Source organism: Acidithiobacillus sp. TH-A67 (genome assembly GCF_057473545.1).
In genome coordinates this window covers 1-16888 of sequence record NZ_JBYCKU010000058.1, presented here as the reverse complement: position 1 = coordinate 16888, position 16888 = coordinate 1, and the positions used below count along the sequence as shown (strand labels likewise).

General features: G+C 57.2%; 19 protein-coding genes and 1 tRNA gene. 15 read left to right on the top strand and 5 right to left on the bottom strand.

What is annotated here, in order from left to right; genetic code table 11:
- Nucleotides 1-6: 6 nt before the first annotated feature.
- The 4 genes from pheT (at nt 7) to AC2VNM_RS09060 (ending at nt 3206) form a co-directional block, all read left to right on the top strand.
- Nucleotides 7-2367 carry a phenylalanine--tRNA ligase subunit beta gene (pheT, locus tag AC2VNM_RS09075; RefSeq protein ID WP_486913192.1) on the top strand — a complete coding sequence of 787 codons (2361 nt, stop codon included), beginning with the start codon at nt 7-9 and terminating at the stop codon, nt 2365-2367.
- A 9-nt stretch (nt 2368-2376) separates the two neighbouring features.
- The gene (locus tag AC2VNM_RS09070; protein WP_215871613.1) at nt 2377-2673 is read left to right on the top strand and encodes an integration host factor subunit alpha; all 297 of its coding nucleotides are present in this window, start codon (nt 2377-2379) and stop codon (nt 2671-2673) included.
- The gene (locus tag AC2VNM_RS09065) at nt 2651-3094 is read left to right on the top strand and encodes a MerR family transcriptional regulator (protein WP_483164871.1); all 444 of its coding nucleotides are present in this window, start codon (nt 2651-2653) and stop codon (nt 3092-3094) included. Before AC2VNM_RS09070 ends, AC2VNM_RS09065 begins: the two co-directional genes overlap by 23 nt.
- A 35-nt stretch (nt 3095-3129) precedes the next feature.
- Nucleotides 3130-3206: transfer RNA gene (locus tag AC2VNM_RS09060), tRNA-Pro, on the top strand.
- Nucleotides 3207-3219: 13 nt separating this feature from the next.
- On the opposite strand, the gene AC2VNM_RS09055 is transcribed toward AC2VNM_RS09060, so the two are convergent.
- The 4 genes from AC2VNM_RS09055 to AC2VNM_RS09040 all read right to left on the bottom strand — a co-directional run bounded on the left by AC2VNM_RS09055 (nt 3220) and on the right by AC2VNM_RS09040 (nt 6141).
- Nucleotides 3220-4209, bottom strand: coding sequence for a tyrosine-type recombinase/integrase (locus AC2VNM_RS09055; protein ID WP_486913191.1), 990 nt, complete (start codon nt 4207-4209; stop codon nt 3220-3222).
- 28 nt (nt 4210-4237) lie between these two features.
- A complete protein-coding gene (locus AC2VNM_RS09050; RefSeq protein ID WP_077273075.1) occupies nt 4238-4477 on the bottom strand; it encodes a DUF4224 domain-containing protein in 240 nt (79 codons plus the stop codon).
- 552 nt (nt 4478-5029) lie between these two features.
- Nucleotides 5030-5263, bottom strand: a complete 234-nt coding sequence (locus tag AC2VNM_RS09045) for a hypothetical protein (protein WP_486913190.1) — start codon at nt 5261-5263, stop codon at nt 5030-5032.
- Between the two features lie 113 nt (nt 5264-5376).
- Nucleotides 5377-6141, bottom strand: coding sequence for a S24 family peptidase (locus tag AC2VNM_RS09040; protein WP_010641751.1), 765 nt, complete (start codon nt 6139-6141; stop codon nt 5377-5379).
- 81 nt (nt 6142-6222) lie between these two features.
- Between AC2VNM_RS09040 and AC2VNM_RS09035 the strand changes: the two genes are divergently transcribed.
- From AC2VNM_RS09035 to AC2VNM_RS08985, 11 genes are all read left to right on the top strand, one after another.
- Nucleotides 6223-6447, top strand: coding sequence for a transcriptional regulator (locus AC2VNM_RS09035; protein WP_029316360.1), 225 nt, complete (start codon nt 6223-6225; stop codon nt 6445-6447).
- 117 nt (nt 6448-6564) lie between these two features.
- Nucleotides 6565-7548: a DUF1376 domain-containing protein gene (locus AC2VNM_RS09030; protein ID WP_486913189.1), complete on the top strand. Its 984-nt coding sequence runs from the start codon at nt 6565-6567 to the stop codon at nt 7546-7548.
- 10 nt (nt 7549-7558) lie between these two features.
- Nucleotides 7559-8413 (top strand): ATP-binding protein, encoded by an 855-nt coding sequence (locus AC2VNM_RS09025; protein ID WP_486913188.1) that lies wholly within the window; start codon nt 7559-7561, stop codon nt 8411-8413.
- Complete coding sequence (locus AC2VNM_RS09020) at nt 8410-9606, top strand: hypothetical protein (RefSeq protein ID WP_486913187.1); 1197 nt, start codon at nt 8410-8412, stop codon at nt 9604-9606. The genes AC2VNM_RS09025 and AC2VNM_RS09020 overlap by 4 nt, the downstream gene beginning before the upstream one ends.
- Nucleotides 9603-10493 carry a DNA adenine methylase gene (locus AC2VNM_RS09015; protein WP_486913186.1) on the top strand — a complete coding sequence of 297 codons (891 nt, stop codon included), beginning with the start codon at nt 9603-9605 and terminating at the stop codon, nt 10491-10493. Before AC2VNM_RS09020 ends, AC2VNM_RS09015 begins: the two co-directional genes overlap by 4 nt.
- A 49-nt stretch (nt 10494-10542) precedes the next feature.
- Nucleotides 10543-10977, top strand: coding sequence for a single-stranded DNA-binding protein (locus AC2VNM_RS09010; RefSeq protein ID WP_486913185.1), 435 nt, complete (start codon nt 10543-10545; stop codon nt 10975-10977).
- A gap of 180 nt (nt 10978-11157) precedes the next feature.
- Nucleotides 11158-12435 carry a DNA (cytosine-5-)-methyltransferase gene (gene dcm, locus AC2VNM_RS09005; protein ID WP_486913184.1) on the top strand — a complete coding sequence of 426 codons (1278 nt, stop codon included), beginning with the start codon at nt 11158-11160 and terminating at the stop codon, nt 12433-12435.
- Nucleotides 12436-12894: a very short patch repair endonuclease gene (locus tag AC2VNM_RS09000; RefSeq protein ID WP_486913183.1), complete on the top strand. Its 459-nt coding sequence runs from the start codon at nt 12436-12438 to the stop codon at nt 12892-12894.
- Between the two features lie 26 nt (nt 12895-12920).
- A complete protein-coding gene (locus tag AC2VNM_RS08995) occupies nt 12921-14318 on the top strand; it encodes a type II restriction endonuclease (protein ID WP_486913182.1) in 1398 nt (465 codons plus the stop codon).
- A 161-nt stretch (nt 14319-14479) separates the two neighbouring features.
- Nucleotides 14480-15604 carry a hypothetical protein gene (locus AC2VNM_RS08990; RefSeq protein ID WP_486913181.1) on the top strand — a complete coding sequence of 375 codons (1125 nt, stop codon included), beginning with the start codon at nt 14480-14482 and terminating at the stop codon, nt 15602-15604.
- Between the two features lie 288 nt (nt 15605-15892).
- The gene (locus AC2VNM_RS08985; RefSeq protein ID WP_486913180.1) at nt 15893-16345 is read left to right on the top strand and encodes a 1-acyl-sn-glycerol-3-phosphate acyltransferase; all 453 of its coding nucleotides are present in this window, start codon (nt 15893-15895) and stop codon (nt 16343-16345) included.
- Here the strand turns inward: AC2VNM_RS08985 and AC2VNM_RS08980 are convergent.
- On the bottom strand, nt 16245-16888 hold a 644-nt coding region (locus tag AC2VNM_RS08980; protein ID WP_486913179.1), incomplete at its 5' end, for a VapC50 family PIN domain-containing toxin. The two genes, AC2VNM_RS08985 and AC2VNM_RS08980, sit on opposite strands and share 101 nt — an antisense overlap.

The following is a 16888-nucleotide window of genomic DNA, read 5'->3' as shown; positions in this document are numbered from 1 at the left end:
TACGTCATGCGCGTTGCATTGGAGTGGTTGCGGGACTATCTCGACACCGAGCGCCCGGCCGCAGAGCTGGCCGATATCCTCAGTATGATTGGCCTCGAGGTCGAGGCGGTGGAGGCCGCAGCCCCGGATTTTTCCGGAGTGCTGGTGGGCCACGTGCAGCGCGTCTGGGCGCACCCTGCCGCTGACAAATTGCGAGTAGCAGAAGTCGATGTTGGTGGTGGAAACAACTGCCAGATCGTCTGTGGCGCGGCCAATCTGCGGGAAGGGATGCGGGTTGCTGCGGCGCTACCCGGTGCAGCGCTGCCGCACATGGAGATCGCCGAGGCCGAACTGCGCGGTGTGCGCTCGGCAGGGATGCTCTGCTCGGCAGCAGAGTTGGGCATCGACGATGGCAGCAGCGGCATTCTTGAACTGGATGCCGATGCGCCGGTTGGTATGGACCTGCGCGGCTACCTGCGCCTCGACGATCCGGTCTTTACCCTGGGCATCACCCCGAATCGGGGCGATGCCTTCTCAATTCTTGGGGTGGCGCGGGACCTGGCGGCGCGGGGCGCTGGTCGTTTCCGGGCACCCACCTTGCCGGCTGCTTCCTGGACGCCCCATACGGGTAGAGCGCAGTTGGCGAATTCCTTGCCGATACGCATCACTGATGCGGCTCGGGACGCCTGCGGCAACTATTCTGCTTTGCAGTTAGACACGCTGCCGCAGCGTCTGCCAGACCGTTGGCGTGAACGCTTGCGGCGTGGCGGGCAAAAAAGTATTGCGCCTATGGTAGATTGGCTGAACGTGTGGATGCTGGCACTGGGACAACCTATGCACGCCTTTGATGCCGAAAAAATTCAGGGTGGGATCGAGGTGCGTTGGGCGCGCTCGGGAGAAATGCTCGATGCCCTCGACGGCCGTGACCTTCACCTCAATGAGGACATGCTGGTGATTGCCGATGCGTCTGGCCCCGTGGCCCTGGCGGGGATCATTGGCGGGCGTCGTACAGCCGTATCTACCAGCACCCGCTCGGTATTGTTGGAGGCGGCGTATTTTGCGGCGCGGGCCGTGCAAGGGCGTGCCCGTCGTTTGGGATTGCAGACCGAAGCGGCGCAACGCTATGAGCGAGGTGTGGACTTTCGCTTGGCGCTGCCGGCGGCCCTTGCGTTGGTCGAGCAGTGCGGCGTTCGCTGTGCGGCGGGGGCAACGGCGCTGGGCACAGAACCAACATTGTCGGAAATTCGCCTACGGCCACAGCGCATTGCTCGGGTACTGGGTACGATGATCGCCGCGGAGACGGTGGTCCAGCAGCTCCAGGCTTTGGGCTGCGGGCTCCGGACCGAGGGTGAGGATTATCTGGTGCTACCCCCCAGCCATCGCTACGACCTGCGCATCGAGGCGGATCTCATCGAAGAACTCGGTCGCCTTACAGGCTATGAAAATCTGCCAACCCGGCGACCGCAAGCCGTCCTTCGTCCCTTGCGGACCACGGGTGGGTATCGGCATGCCCTGATGGCTTTGCTCAGTGCCCGTGGATATAGCGAGATCATCAGCTATAGCTTCATTGCTCCAGAACTGCAGGCGCAGTTCTACCCTGGAGTAGAGTCTCCGGTGCTGCAGAACCCCATTTCCGCCGATATGGCCGTCATGCGTGCGGGGATCTGGCCGGGACTTTTGCAGACGTTACACTTCAATCGCAATCGACAGCAGGATCGCCAGCGCTTCTTTGAGATCGGGCGAGTCTTTACGGATCAGACGCAGCGTCTGCAACTGGCTGGGGCGATGTTGGGTGCAGCCAAGGCAGAATCCTGGCTGGAGAAAGCCCGAGCCAGTGATTTCTTCGATCTCAAGGGTGACGTCGAGGCCCTGCTCGGACTCTGGCCGCAGCGCTGCTTCCGTTTTGCCAAGGTTGCTGACCCAGCCTTGCATCCCGGGCAAAGTGCCGAGATTTTCTGGGGCGAGCGTGCGGTAGGACGCCTTGGCGCCCTGCACCCCCAGCTTGCAGAGCGCTATGATTTTACGGAGTCCATCTGGCTCTTTGCCCTGGATCTCGAAATATTGTTGGAAGCATCAGAGTTGCCGCGTTTTCAGCCATTGTCTCCATTTCCCTCAGTGCGCCGCGACCTCGCCTTGTTGGTGCCCGAGGCGTTGACTGCGGGCGATGTTCTGGCAGTTTTGGCTGGGGCGGAGTCCTCCATATTGCAGGAAGTGTCTGTGTTTGACAGATATATTGGCAAAAGCCTCCCGGAAGGGCAGGTCGGTTTGGGGATACGTTTGCAGTTTCAGGGGCAAACGAGCACTCTGACGGAAGCACAGGTACAGGAAGAAGTGGATCGGCTTTTGCGTGCGCTGCAACAGGTCGCTCCCATTGCATTGCGCAACTAGAGGTGAAAAATGGCAGTAACAAAAGCAGAAATCGTCGACATGCTCTTTTCGACCATGGGTCTCAACAAGCGCGAGGCCAAAAGTGTCACAGAGTCCTTTTTTGAGGGTATTCGCGAGACCTTGGCGAAAGGGGAAGAGGTCAAACTCTCAGGTTTTGGTAATTTTTCCCTGCGCGAAAAGAATCCGCGTCCGGGCCGCAATCCGAAGACGGGCATCGAAATCACCATTACCGCACGGCGCGTGGTGACATTTCATCCCAGCCAGAAGCTCAAGGCGTATGTAAATGGTGATGGAGCCAGGGAGTAAGTCCAAACTAGCTAAGACCTTGCCGGCGCTGCCTGAAATTCCGGAAAAACAGTATTTTTCCATCAGTGAGGCAGCGACGCTCTGCGGGGTCAAAGCGCATGTGCTGCGCTATTGGGAGCAGGAATTTCCCCAGCTCCGCCCCCTGAAGCGACGGGGTAATCGCCGCTACTACCAAAAACATGATCTACTCCTGGTGCGGCAGATTCGCTCCCTCCTATACGGAGAGGGTTTTACCATCCACGGTGCGCGCGAGAAGATTGGCCAAGCAGTGTGCAACGATGGCCACTCTCCGCAGCTCGTCCTGGATATCGAGGTGGAAGGCGATGCCCGCGAGTACTCTCCGCAGCGTTGGCGGCAGCGCCTCCAGGCTTTGCGGCGGGAGCTGGAGCAGCTACGGAACCTCTGCGTGCGCAGCGATTGACCGCCGCGAAGAATCTGCGTACTCTGTGCAACTCGCGGGGCGTAGCGCAGCCTGGTAGCGCACCTGAATGGGGTTCAGGTGGTCGGAGGTTCAAATCCTCTCGCCCCGACCAATAAATCAAAGGGTTAGGATGCATCTTCCTGATTTCTTTTTCTACAATCACCGCCTTTTTCTACAATCTTGCTCAGTGGGGTGATCCGCTCCGCTTCTCTGGCTCTGATATATGCCTCAGTCATATCGCCGCTGGCATGGCCGGCCAGGGTTTGCGCGTAGTCTCTTCCAGCGACCCGCTTGGCGTCAGTTAGTGCCTTGGCTCGTATGTCATGAAAGTGAATATCCTCCACGCCAGCTTTGGCCACAATACGTCGCCAGGCACTGTTCCAGCCGCTCACACTATAGGGTTGCCCGTCTCGTGTGCAGAAGAAGTAGAGCGACCCTACCCTGCGGCGCAAGCTCTTGGAACGTGAAATCACTTCGTCCAATGCAGGGGCAATGATGAAGGCCATCTTTTTCCCGGTCTTGCCCTGACTGATAAGTAAAGAGTCCCCGTTGATATCCGAAAGTCGAAGCCTCATGATGTCGCCGCGCCGCATGGCAGTGAGGTAGGCGATATCAATGATGCACTGCCACTGGCTATCTGCATGTGACCTGATAAGGTCGAGCTCCTCGTCACTGATGTAGCGGTCCCGTGGTTTTTCCTTGTTTCGCCTGACACCTTTGGTTGGATTGTGTTCACACCAGCCCCATCGAATGGCAAAGGAGAAGACCGTTGAAAGAAGGGCCATCTCGCGATTGGCTGCAACAGGTGATGGATGCTGGTCCAGATAAGCGGCGATATCCATACCTCTCACCTCGACGATCTGCATGTGCCCAAACACGGAGCGCAGCCGCGCGGATTGACGGATGTATTCCTTTCTGGTGGACTCTGCGAGCTTGGATAGCTCCGTACCGATATAGCGATCTATGGCCTGTCCCATTGTGGAGCCGGAGGCATTATGTCCTTCCATCTCGGCCCACTTGGCAACGGCCTCAGGATAATTATCTGCGAGCCTGGTCCACTGGCGCTTTCCGGCGACGAGCGTGACGTAATAGTATACCTTGCCTTTCTGGTGCATCCTTGGCGGTAGGTTATGGTGTGACGATCTATGCCGTCCCATGTTGTCGTGTCTCCTGCTTCAGAACATCCAGTCTCGGCCCATTACGTCTGGGCATTGCCCCTGATCCAACGAGATGACGTTCGACCTCTGCCCAAAGTACCACTGGTCGCCCGGTTGCCGCCACTTCATGCCTGTAACCATGGTCACATAGCCATCTGACCTGCCCAGGCTTGGTCTTCAGTCCTGTGAGGCTATATAGATCTTCCGGCGTTAGAAAAGTAGCCATGATTCCAAAATCCAGTCTGCCACGCGGAAGCTCCCGCCGTTATTGCGCGTGATTCGGCGAGAGGGCTCTTTTAGGAGTAAGGCGCTCATGGATCATCTCCCAAAATGGACTGCCAGCGGGGGCTGTGCCTGATACCTTCCCGCAGCGTTTTCCCAAACTTCGGAAGGTGTTGGCGTAGAATCTTCCGGAGAGTATCCGAAAGCAATGGTGGCACCAATGGCCGTCTCGAACCCCAAGTAAATACCTGTTACTGAAGTTGTCCCTTCGGATTGAAGCCCTGTTATGGGTAGCCGGGTGCCGTTGGGCCGGATGAGTATGCCAAGACGTGAGGCGTCCTTTGCGATCTGAATCATGATGCCACCTCGTTCCAGAGTAGAACAGAGCACCACCGTGAGGGGGTGTCACCACGCGCGTCTATCCCGATGCGGCCTGGCACCCGAAACAGAAAGGACCCTCTCGGTGCACACAGGAGTATCCGGCTAAGCAGCAACTCCAAACGGCTCCGTTGCTTTGGGCCCTTCCTTGTGACTATGAACAGGCGGGTGCACTGCATCAGAGCACCACCTTCTGCACCGTGCCGGCGCGTGAGATCATGGCTATGAGGTCGACAATGGGTGTGGAGCGATCGAAGAGGAAAGTCAGTACTGCGCCGTCGCAGTAGGCGACGGAAACCAGTGCGTGTTTTTGAGAGAATTTGAGAGGGATTAGGTGCTGTGGGACAACCTCGTTCGCATTGGGGTGAAACCCCTGCCTGATTGGTTCACCATTGAGCGTGGTTCTTTGCATGGCTGTTGGTCTCCATGATGCCGCGCGGGATGGGCGGCTTCGATGTAGAAATTATAACCGCAAAGGTTATTATGTCAACATAATGGTTATAACAACGGCAAGTACCTAATCCATTACCTCATTGGTCTGCCGCCACTACGCTCCAAGTAGCCTCCCCAGATCTCCACGGAATCTAAGCGGTTCTCAGGGACTGAAAAAGGAGCGTATACCGGGTCCTGGTTGATGGAGCTAACCCGCAATGATCCGTCCGGGAGCCGGTGAACCATTTTAACCATTACTTCAGCGTCTACGCGCAGGACAAAAGTACACAATCGTGGATCTGTCACGCCCGGTCCGGGCGGAACGCGCCGACGGGTATCTACAACAATCCAGTCATTGTCAAAAATGAAGGGGCTCATGCTTTCCCCTCGCACCCGGTACGCCTTGCACGCGTTCGGCACACAACGTCTAGTCACAAAGAAATCAGCGTCGTATAGTCTCAACTTCTTTTCTGGTGCATCAGTGACAACTAGCCGATTACCCGCTCCAACTTCCAGTAATACTGCCTCTATGGCGGCATAACCATCCGGCACTGGTTCCTCGCCTGGATACCACGCACTGACATCCACACTTTCAGTCACACCAGACTTTTCCAACTGGCTGTGAATGCCCTGTCCTCCAAGTGCATCAAGGGTCTCAGCAGGAACTCCCAGTATATTGGATAACCTGACCAGCTCCTTTCTGGGAACCCCGCGTTCCTCCCAGTGTTGATAGTTCTGTGCATCTTTGAGCTGGAGAACATCTAGCGCATAGCGGCGCTTGGATAAGCCGCGTTTCTGCCTGTCCGATTCCAGCATGGCAATAGCAATTGTAGATCCTGTAGGTTTTCGGTTTTTCATGCGTTGATTGTTCCCCTTAGCGCACAAGCAGGGAAGCACCGCTGTGTTGACAGTGTCACCATTGTGGTTATACTTTGCCTCATGAATGGACTTGACCGTGCAGTGTCACATTTTGGCTCCCAGTCATCGCTCGCGCGCACGCTAGGAGTTTGCCCTATGGCAGTTAGCCACTGGCGGCGTCGAGGAGTCCCCCTCGCCCGCGCCATCGCCATCGAGCGCGCCACCGCCGGCGCTGTCACCCGTGCCGAACTCCGGCCCGACATTTTCGGCCCCTTGGATGAGATCAGAGACCGGGGAGCCACATGAAACACCAATCGACTACTACGACTTCCATGCCAGGAAACGGGGGCACCCGGATTGCGTTTCCAGTCGCGCGATCATGCCTGGCGCCTATTCGCACGGCTGGGAAGGCTGGAAGAGACCATGCCGAGTGATGCACAAAAACTGGATTGTTCAGCGCTTCCGCCCCCACCTGTATCAGCCGACATTGATCTGCGTTCCTATTGCTGGATGAAGCTGGACCTGAGCCGACTCCATTCCAGCGACTTCATCCACCTGGCCAGCAATGAGGAGTTCGGCGCAGCGGTAAAGCTGTGGACCGAATCCATGCGGCAGGTACCGGCTGGCAGTCTTCCCAACGATGACAGGATCCTGGCGTGCCTCGCTGGATATCGGGGTTCTCCCCGACGGTGGAGGAAAGTCAAAACGATTGCATTGCATGGCTTCTCCCTTTGCTCCGATGGCCGCCTGTACCATCCCGTGCTTGCGGAAATGGTACTGGATGCCTGGGGCAACAAGACCCAGCAACCGACATCAAGCCCCTCGGACCCGCGCGCCAAGGATCGCGAGCGGCTTCGTCGCTGGCGGGCGGCACAAAGGGCCAAACAGGAAAGCGCTCAGTCTATCAGAACTGAGGAAGCACACTCTACCCAAGCCGATGAAACGATTGAAACGTCTCAAGGCCGTTTCACTGAAACGTTTCCAGAAACGGCTGAAACGTTTCATAGAAAAGAAGGAGAGGGAGAAAAGAGAGAGAGAAGAAACGATAGTGACGTTTCAGAAACGGCGGGTGATACGTTTCAGGAAACGCCACCCACAGAGCCCTCTCCACTGCCGACCACAACCCGCGAAGGCACGTTATGCAAGAAACTACGGGCACTTGGTGTCCGTGCGGCCCCTCACATGGTCGTTGTGCAGGAGATGTGTGCACGCCATTCCGATGAGCACATCCTGGCTGCGGCGGAGATCGCCCTGGAGAAAAAAGGCGGCGGAATTCACGTCGGCTACATCGCCGCGATGCTGAAAGATCCTGGGAAAGGAGGAAAGAGCCAGCCGGCAGCGGGGCCGCCCAACCGCTCTCTGCTGCCGCCCGTCGCCGTTGCCAAATCTCATTATGTCAGACTGTAGGAGAGCCCCCATGGAAAAGAAGTCCAATATCCACCATCAGCCATCCGTCCCTGCGGGCGATGCTGCCAGGGATCTCCTTGCCAAATGGGGATTCGACCCTACCAATGAGGCGATTCTGCCCGACCGTCATCCCCAGCACCGCGAGTGCGAGCGCCACGGCCGCTATCCGATCTCCATGGTGGATGAGCGGGACGTCATCCGCTACCTGTCACCGGTCTGTCCGGTGTGCGCGGCGGAGCATGCCTCCCGCCGGCTCATGGAGAGCGCGGCCATCCCAAAGCGCTACCTTGACTGCGGCTTCGACAACTACGTGGTTGAGGTCCCGGGTCAGCAGACGGCTCTCGACGTCTGCCGGGACTACGCAGATCATTTCGAAGAGCGCGCCCAAAAGGGATCCTGTCTCGTCCTCTGCGGGAATCCCGGCACGGGTAAGAACCACCTGGCGTCTGCCATCGCCCACGTGGTGCTGGCCAAAGGGTACAGCGTGCTCCAGGTCACGGCCTACGACATCATTGCCCGGATCCGCCAGACCTGGCAGCGGGGAATCGGCAACAGTACGGAGCTGGAGGTCATCCGTGGGTTTGCGGAAGTGGGTCTACTCATCATCGACGAGATCGGGAAAACCTTCGGCAGCGATGGTGAGCGGGTACATCTCTTCGAGGTGATCGATCACCGCTATCGCGACCTGAAACCGACCCTCATCCTGTCCAACGAGAATATGGAGGGCGTGGAGAAATATCTGGGTCCGGCCGCCTTCGACCGGCTGTGTCAAAATGGCGGGCTGCTGCTCTTTGACTGGCAGAGCCATCGCCGGGGGAGGGGGTGCAAATCCGATACGGCTATCTGTCTGCGGGGTGAATCATGAACAGAAATCATGAGCAGCACCTGCTGATGGATCACCTCTCGGAAGGTCACCCCAAGCTGAACCCGCATCCCGTCCGCTCCGCTTGCGCCCGAAGCGCGACCAGAGACCTGGCATCCTACCTGATCGACCTTGGCCCATTTTTTTCAGAGCCAAAGCAGTTCCTGGAGAGCCTGCGCGCGAGTGACTTTGCGCCGAAGGGGTACGACTGCAGCGCACAGGTGGCCATCCGCCTTATGCGCTGGTCGCAAAGCATCCAGTTGACCCCCCGACAAAATCACACGATGAACCAGATCATCTCTGAGGCCATTCGGCGTGGAGCCGCGATCATCGAATCCAAAATCAGGACGGCTGAATGGTCTATACCAGATCATCGCGACGATCATCACGATCTTGCCGTCACGGCGGCCACCAAGGCATTGCAACACTTTACGGAGAAGCACGACCTGACAACGATGCCGCACCCCAATATGGCGACATTCGTTGATGTGCACACCCGGTTTGCTTCCCGTGATGCCATGGAAGATTTCATTTATCGAAAACGGCTCGATGCGGAATCCGTGTTGCCCCACGAGCCGACGTTCTCGAAAGCATCGCTGGAAAGAGTCATCCGGCAGAGGCGATCGGAACTCAAGCATCTCTCCGGAGAAAAACGCCAGAAGAAAGTGCGGGAGCTGGAAAGAATGGAAGCCACAATGCATGGAGCGCGAACAGAGGTTCGCCTGGAATATGCGCTGGAAGAAAGGGGAGACCATGAGGCACGAGGCAGTAGCGAGCGACTTTCGCTGGAGGACCAGGAGTCCATCGCGGTTGGAGGTGTCGACCTGGAAGAGGAAGACGAAAGTTATGAGATGCCCGCCAACCAGCGGGAGTTCCTGGATCTTCTGATTCAGGTGGGTAACCAGCAAATCGCTGCAAGGCAGCTCATCCCTTACCTGGCCGAGGCCAGGGAATACCGTGCCGTTCTCGGTTTTCTTCAGGTGCTGAAGAAAACCGATGAAATCAGCCTTGAAGCAGGTTCGCTGCGTGAACTGCTGGGTAATCGAAATCTGGCCGATATTCGAAAGAAGGTCCTGCGCGTTGGCCGGGCCGACAGCCGTGAAGTGGTCTCCCTTTTCGACTCGTGCAAGGCATACCTTCGTGGGGAGAATGGTGAACGTGAGGTGCTGGCTGCACTGCAGGTGGCTTCCGTATGAGCGTGCATCCGCCATTCCCCTGGCTGGGTGGCAAGGGGAAACTGGCTGACCAGATACTTGCCCGGCTTCCCGAGCCGTCGCGGGAGCTGACCTATGTTGAACCCTTCTTTGGCGGCGGGGCGGTATTCTTTGCCCGTCGACCCTCGGGCATTGAGGTCATCAACGATGCCAATGGCGAGATCGTAACCTTCTTCCGTGTGCTTCGTGACCGCACGGACGAACTGATCCGGTATTTGCAGAACACCCCCTACTCGCGCCAACTGTTTTATGAGTGGCGGGCTATTCCGGACCCGGCAGGCCTGCCAGACCTCGAACGCGCCGCCCGGTTTTTCTATATCGCCCGGTCCGCGTTCGCCGCCGAGTCCACCCGCAAAAATCCGGCGTGGGCCTTTGCCAAGGTTTTTGACAATAAAGCCCGGTCCATGGCCACCGTCATTGATTCGGAATTGCGATTGGTTCGGGATCGGCTGCGGTATGCGCTGATCGAGAATGATGATGCCATTGCAGTGGTCCGAAGGTTCGACAACCTATCGGCCGTCATCTATTGTGACCCGCCTTATCTCCAGTCTACCCGCAGAGACGGGCAGTATGCCGATGAGATGAGTGACCAGGATCATGAAAACCTGCTTCGAGTGCTCTGTGCATGTGACGCCTATGTCGCGATCTCCGGCTATCCCAGTGATTTATATTCGGACCATTTGGAGTCCGGGCAAGGATGGTCCTTTGTGGATTTTGCCCACTCCTGTCACGCGAACCGGTCAGGGCAAGCCGGTGAAGATATTGATCGGGAGCGGATAGAAAGGATCTGGATGAATCCGCGCCTTACGCAGTGGTATGAGCGGCATGCTCCGCGCCAGTGTTCCTTGTTGGATCTGTGCGCAGTGTGACCCACTCCCGATCTATACCAAGCGTCACCACAATCAAGGAGAAAAAACCATGGCAGGCGTCAATAAAGTGATCTTGTTGGGCCATCTGGGGCGAGACCCTGAGATGCGGTACATGCCAGACGGGACGGCGGTCGCCAATATGACCATCGCCACGTCGGAGTCCTACAAGGATCGGGACGGCAACCGCCAGGAGCGTACCGAGTGGCACCGCGTTGCACTCTTCGCGAGGACGGCGGAAGTCGCCGGCGAATACTTGCGTAAGGGAAGCCAGGCGTACATCGAGGGACGTATCCGCACCAGAAAATGGACCGATAAGGACGGTCAGGAGCGGTATTCCACGGAGATCGTGGGCGACCGGCTTCAGTTGATTGGTGGGCGCCGCGACGGGGCCGACGGCGGCAATCCAGCGCCACAGCATGGTGGTGGGGGTGGCGGGGACATGGGTGTTGCACCGATGGAGGAATTTGACGATATTCCCTTCTGACCCGGTCAGAGGCTTCCGCGAATGCTGTTCTGAAAAACGGCAGATGCGCGCGCAAAAGCGAAACCCAGACCTGGATAACGTGGCAAAAAAACTGCCGTGGCCTATAGACCGGCGGGATTGTTTCAGGGCAAAATGTCCTCCAGTATTCCCAGAGGAAGAAGCGGGATCAAGGAGCAAAACATGGGCAACCCGAAGGAAATTGAAATCATCCTCGCGGAGGCGAGGAAAACATGGTCGCAGAAAGCATTGGCTGATCTGCTTGAGGTCGATGTGAAAACCATATCCAGGTGGGAGACGGGTAAAGTCCAGCCGCCGGCCATGGCCGGTCTTGCGATCAGGCAGCTGATTCAGGAGCGAAAGGCTGACACGCCGGTTCCGATCCGCAATCCCACTCCAGTCGAAGGCCAGTCATTCCGCTTTATAGATCTGTTCGCCGGGATCGGCGGCATCCGCCTGGGATTCGAGCGTCAGGGTGGAACTTGCGTATTCACGAGCGAGTGGAATACATGGTCGCAGAAGACCTATCGTGCGAACTTTGGCGACGATCATGAGATCAAGGGGGACATTACCGAAATCCACGAAAGTGATATTCCGGATCATGATGTACTTTTGGCAGGCTTCCCGTGCCAGCCGTTTTCCATTGCAGGGGTCTCCAAGAAGAACAGCCTTGGTCGCGCACATGGTTTTGCATGTGAAACCCAGGGAACACTTTTCTTCGACGTGGCGCGGATTATCGCGGAAAAAAAGCCGAAGGCATTCCTGCTTGAGAACGTGAAGAATCTTGTCAGCCATGACCGGGGCCGCACATTCGATGTAATCATGCGTACACTTCGGGATGATCTGGGCTATACCGTGCAACCGAAAGTGATTGATGCCAAAAGGTTCGTACCGCAACATCGTGAACGCATTGTGATTGTTGGCTTCCGCGAAAATGTGGGTTTCGATTTCGATGCTGTCGATCTGCCGCCTGTGGACGAAGGTCCGAGGCTTGGCAGCATTCTGCACCCCGAGGACGGTAGCGAAGACCCGGAATCTCCATTTACGGAGGGGATAAAAGCCAGGGTCGCAGCCAAATACACGCTCACCGATAACCTGTGGCGGTACCTTCAGGATTACGCCGCCAAGCACAAGGCAGCTGGCAATGGTTTTGGCTTCGGTCTGGTTGGTCCCGGTGATGTGGCTAGAACGCTTTCCGCCCGCTACCACAAGGACGGATCCGAGATTCTGGTCTCCCGAGGCAGGGGCAAAAACCCGCGCCGCCTGACGCCACGCGAATGCGCCCGCCTCATGGGCTTTCCCGACGACTGGAAGATCCCCGTCTCGGATACGCAAGCCTACAGACAGTTTGGCAACGCCGTGGCCGTACCCGTTTTTGAGGCGGTTGCAAGGGCCATGGTTCCGGGTATCCGGTCACTGATTGAAGCCGAAAACGGAACGCCACACCTGTTCGTTGCCTGAATGACCGATATCGTATCTCCGGAAGTCCGCAGCCGGATGATGGCAGGTATCCGTGGAAAAAACACAAAGCCCGAACTGAAGCTCCGATCTGGTCTTCACAGGCTCGGCTTGCGTTTCACGCTCAATTCTACACTCCCGGGCAAGCCCGATCTTGTCCTGCCAAGACACCGCGTCACAGTTTTTTTTCACGGCTGCTTCTGGCATGGGCACGACTGCCCGCTCTTCAGGATGCCGGGAACAAGGCAGGAATTCTGGCGGGAGAAGATTGGAAAAAACAGGGAGCGTGACGCCACGGTTTCCGCCAGCCTCAAGGCCGCAGGCTGGCGCGTGGCTGTCGTCAGGGAGTGCGCGATCCGTGGGGCAGGCAAACGCCCCTGGGAAGCCGTTTGCGGCGACCTTGCGGCATGGATAAGGGAAGGCCAGGGGCAGGCCCTCGAAATCGCCGCCATGGACCAGTAAACGGCCATCCGTTAGCATACTCGCCCATGGCAAAAAGAAACGTCCAGACGGACGAACCGCAAAAAGACCTTTTCACCGAACGCGAGCCCGGCATCCTGCTATCCAGGCTCCTCGACGAGTGCGAGGCTCTGTTCGTCAAGAAGCTGTCCCTCAACGACCGGGACTGGGCACGGCTGCCCAACAAGCACCAGGCAGGGGTATATGTCCCGCCCAGGGAGCGGGACGGCGGCTTCTTTCCGCCGCTCGTTGCAAAGGAGCGCAACGATACTGAAGCAGACGAGATCCGGGAGACGTTCTTCGACATCGAATGGCTCGAATTCGATGAGACCAGACAGGCACGGCTCGTACATTACCTAAGCAAGGGACAGGAGACGCACATGACGCGGCTTCCCAAGCCCGCGTTCCGCGATCTTGCCCCCGCGTCGCTCATCGTCATGGGCCGCGACCAAGACGGTGTATACAGGGCGATTACCCTCGACTCGGACGGAGATGATCATGAAATTCTCTCGGACATCCTGAATCTGCCGCCGGATTTCGTTTCCGGACTTTTCACACTCCGGGCGGTCAAGCGCGAGCGCGAGGAAAAGGTTCTCACCTTCATTGATGAAGTCATCAAGGCGTATTTCGACGGATCCATCGCCACCCTGGCCGACAAATACGGGACGATGCCGGCCACGGCCGAACTCGCAGCAACCGCGCGGACCCGGTTCATGTCCGAGCAGGGACTCAGGAGCATGGACCCATTCGCGATGGCGAAGCCGGGGGACGCGATCCGGGCCATCAGCCGTGGCGTCGAATACGAGATATTCAAGGAGCTTCAGATGCGAGGCAGGGCCGTCGAGCTTGTGCGGCTCGTCCTCGGGGACGACCCCAAGGCCCTTACACCGGAAAAGGCGCTGCGTTCGATCATCGTCGAGTTCCCGAAGATCGACGCCATGCTGCTCTCGGCGGCCCAGCAGAGGAAATCACGGGCTGGCTACTCATTCGAGCATCACATTGAAGCGATGATGATCGATGGTGGGGTTCCATTTGAGAAACAGGTAGTCATAGAAGCCAGAAAACGGCCGGACTTCATCCTGCCCTCCAAGGCCCTGTACGATGACGCGGAGCGGACGAACAGGGAAGCCCTGGTGCTCTCGGCCAAGACGACCCTGCGCGAGCGCTGGAAGCAGGTCGGGCAGGAAATGAAAAACTGCGACCTCTATCTCGCCACTGTCGATGAGAACATCGCTGCGAACGCCATCGAAGACATGGCCTCGCAGGGCATCGTGCTGGTCGTTCCCGAGAGCCTCAAGAGCTCGGATACGACCGAATACAGGAAGCAGGCCTCGGTCATATCGTTCGAGTCCTTTTTCAGATCTGAGATTGGGACGGTTCGCTGGCCTCTATGGGAGAGGCGGGGATTGGTTGCTGCCAGACATTAAAACATGGCACGGGTGTTATATGTTCCATGATGTCATGCCCCCCCAAATAACATAGTCTCATTACTTGGAGTCTGAGCTTGGTGGAATGAGGTTAAATATTGCGAATTATTTGTGGCCTCGCCAGAATTTCGCTCTTTTACGTTGCGCAAGGATGAATCCCAATGAGCCTGCTGACCCCTTTTGGCCCTCTTAAAGATATTCAACTTGATAATGTTGAGCAGTTAAAGGAAATACTTATCCGCTCTGATAAGAGCAGAATGCTGGAAGGGTTGGTTATTGAGGCTGTGTTTAACGATTACCTCAACAAACTGTCTGGGCAGGGGATAGAAGTGTTGCCGATTTCATTGGTCACGACACTGACGGAGAAAACCCAACCCGATTTGACGAAGGAATATGTAAAGTCATGGTGGATGTGGGATCACTCGGAGGACGGTCAGACAGCAACGGAATTGCTTAGTCTTCTCGCTCCTCGGCCACACAGTAAGGAGTTCCTGTTAGACTGCTATTACAACGCAGAGGAAAGGGACTTCTATATAAAAGAATTGGGCCGCATGCGGAATATCCCAATTCAGTCCTACATGCTGAAGAAACGCGGACAGTCAACGCCTCTATTCAGGATTCCTTCGGATTCTGTCATTGATGAGCAACGTTCCCAGCAGGCCTTCTGGGCAGGGATTTCCAGCCAATACGGCAATGACTTATTCAGGAATGTCGTTCTCTATCGGCTGTTCAAGAACTGCGCCATACAACCATTCTTTGATGGTGTCTGGGATATAGACAGTTTGGCACGACTGCCTGACGGTAAACTCATACAGCTGGAAGTGAAGCACAAGTACCCGCGTGTTGAGAGGGGCAACGGTAATCTCTCCTTCGGCATAAACAATGGCCAGTTGTCAGTCATGCTGGATTTGGCCCGGAGAGGAATCAAGACGTTGCACATGATCATGGTGAAGCCGATCTGGAGTAAAGATTATGGAACCGGATACCTGCTCAATCGGATCGGCGATCGTAAGAATGTCCTGTTCCTGGCCAAGTTGTTAGACGAAAACACGTTGCGCCAGATACAGTTCAGAAAATCAAGTCAGACTGGAACGGAGCAATCATTTACCGGCACAACTGGACAGAAAGCCAGGTATGTCGATGTTTCTGAGTTCCAGTTCCTCGGGACTCTGGATGATCCGGTTGAAACTGTGGCAAGAAACATCAGCTTTGCGGCGACCGGTACTCTGGACCGGCCAGCCAGTAATCGGCTGTTGAGGGAAAGCCGAATTCAGGACGCCCAGTAAAAAGTGGTGGATCCCTTAATCAATGTGAGGGCGGTTTGAATTTTCAAAGGATAGCTCAATCGTATTGGGAGTATCAGAAGCGGGTGGTTTATAAGAGAACGGAACGCAAGATAAAGAAGGGGTAACGTGCAGGCATCCTGCGCAATATCAACGCGTTGGCAACGGCCCGCGCCTGCCGCTTCGCTCTGGCACGCCCGTTGCGACCCACCCCCGGCGCCTGGCCCGCACGCCGATACCCGCTCCGCGCATGATCTATACCCTCCCATCAGCCTTCACGGGAGTATCGCCATGCCGGGTCACCTGATCCTTGTCCGTCCGCACGCGTCCTTACTGGACGGCCCTGTCATTGCCCGTTACCTGCATCAGATGGATGGACATTGCGGCTACCTCTTCGCCGTCGATCCCGATTATGCCCGCCATCCTTTCTGGCGAAGAGCGCTGACCTGGTATGGCCGGGTCCACGGCCACCGGCGCATGGTCGCCCTTGACCAACGATCACCCATGGCGCTTCGGGTGATTCTGCGCACCCTGGAGGCGGGCCACGGGGTGGTGCTGTTCCCGCAGGGAACGGGTATTTCCAACCCAGAACGCTCAGACTTGCCCGGAGCATTTTGGCTAGCCCGAAAATCCCGATGCCAGATCACCGAGATTCGACTGGATCATTCCCGCTGGATTCCTCAAATGGCGTATCAGGGGCGTGACTGTGCGCCACTCGGGGGCAGTCTGAAATTCCCTCAATAAAGGCCTCGGAGGTGAACTGGGCGCCCTGATCGGTACAGAAGATCTCAGGTGGGGCCGTTACACTGTAACGCCTCCTCGTCAGTCCCTGCTTGAGCAGCGTGTCCAGATACTCGTCAACCGTCTTGGGCGGGTTCTTCAGCGATCGTCGATGGTTGGTCGCCGCTTCGCACACTCGGGCTGCGTGCAGATCCAGCAGATCGAAGATGAAGTCGTCTGGATGCTGGGCGGTCAGGTTGTAGGGTTTGAGCCGTTCCTGCGGGAAATCCTTCAGGTTGAACGTCACGATCAGGCTGGCGCCGCCGTGAATGGCGGCGGCAACTACATGCCGGTCATCGGCGTCCGGCAACTCGACGGACGGGATCAGATGCCCGAAGCCGGTGACCAGACTGTCGCGGACGTGGGCGTTCATCAGCAACCGCGTCCGCTCCAGGTCTTCGGCCTTCAGATCTGGCCGCTGCTTCAGAACGTTACGCGTCCACTCGTCGTGGATCATGTCCGTCCAACGCGCCCGGTACAGATCGGTCAGCGCCAGGCGCATCAGCA

Excerpts from the sequence above, each read along its gene's own strand:
- pheT (WP_486913192.1), top strand. The coding sequence starts at position 7 with ATGCGCGTTGCATTGGAGTGGTTGCGGGACTATCTCGACACCGAGCGC.
- dcm (WP_486913184.1), top strand. The coding sequence starts at position 11,158 with ATGGGCAACCCGAAGGAAATTGAAATCATCCTCGCGGAGGCGAGGAAA.
- AC2VNM_RS09015 (WP_486913186.1), top strand. The coding sequence starts at position 9,603 with ATGAGCGTGCATCCGCCATTCCCCTGGCTGGGTGGCAAGGGGAAACTG.
- AC2VNM_RS09030 (WP_486913189.1), top strand. The coding sequence starts at position 6,565 with ATGCCGAGTGATGCACAAAAACTGGATTGTTCAGCGCTTCCGCCCCCA.
- AC2VNM_RS09035 (WP_029316360.1), top strand. The coding sequence starts at position 6,223 with ATGAATGGACTTGACCGTGCAGTGTCACATTTTGGCTCCCAGTCATCG.
- AC2VNM_RS09055 (WP_486913191.1), bottom strand. The coding sequence starts at position 4,209 with ATGCACCAGAAAGGCAAGGTATACTATTACGTCACGCTCGTCGCCGGA.
- AC2VNM_RS08985 (WP_486913180.1), top strand. The coding sequence starts at position 15,893 with ATGCCGGGTCACCTGATCCTTGTCCGTCCGCACGCGTCCTTACTGGAC.
- AC2VNM_RS09025 (WP_486913188.1), top strand. The coding sequence starts at position 7,559 with ATGGAAAAGAAGTCCAATATCCACCATCAGCCATCCGTCCCTGCGGGC.
- AC2VNM_RS09000 (WP_486913183.1), top strand. The coding sequence starts at position 12,436 with ATGACCGATATCGTATCTCCGGAAGTCCGCAGCCGGATGATGGCAGGT.
- AC2VNM_RS09050 (WP_077273075.1), bottom strand. The coding sequence starts at position 4,477 with ATGGCTACTTTTCTAACGCCGGAAGATCTATATAGCCTCACAGGACTG.
- AC2VNM_RS08995 (WP_486913182.1), top strand. The coding sequence starts at position 12,921 with ATGGCAAAAAGAAACGTCCAGACGGACGAACCGCAAAAAGACCTTTTC.
- AC2VNM_RS08990 (WP_486913181.1), top strand. The coding sequence starts at position 14,480 with ATGAGCCTGCTGACCCCTTTTGGCCCTCTTAAAGATATTCAACTTGAT.
- AC2VNM_RS09070 (WP_215871613.1), top strand. The coding sequence starts at position 2,377 with ATGGCAGTAACAAAAGCAGAAATCGTCGACATGCTCTTTTCGACCATG.
- AC2VNM_RS09020 (WP_486913187.1), top strand. The coding sequence starts at position 8,410 with ATGAACAGAAATCATGAGCAGCACCTGCTGATGGATCACCTCTCGGAA.
- AC2VNM_RS09010 (WP_486913185.1), top strand. The coding sequence starts at position 10,543 with ATGGCAGGCGTCAATAAAGTGATCTTGTTGGGCCATCTGGGGCGAGAC.
- AC2VNM_RS09045 (WP_486913190.1), bottom strand. The coding sequence starts at position 5,263 with ATGCAAAGAACCACGCTCAATGGTGAACCAATCAGGCAGGGGTTTCAC.
- AC2VNM_RS09065 (WP_483164871.1), top strand. The coding sequence starts at position 2,651 with ATGGTGATGGAGCCAGGGAGTAAGTCCAAACTAGCTAAGACCTTGCCG.
- AC2VNM_RS09040 (WP_010641751.1), bottom strand. The coding sequence starts at position 6,141 with ATGAAAAACCGAAAACCTACAGGATCTACAATTGCTATTGCCATGCTG.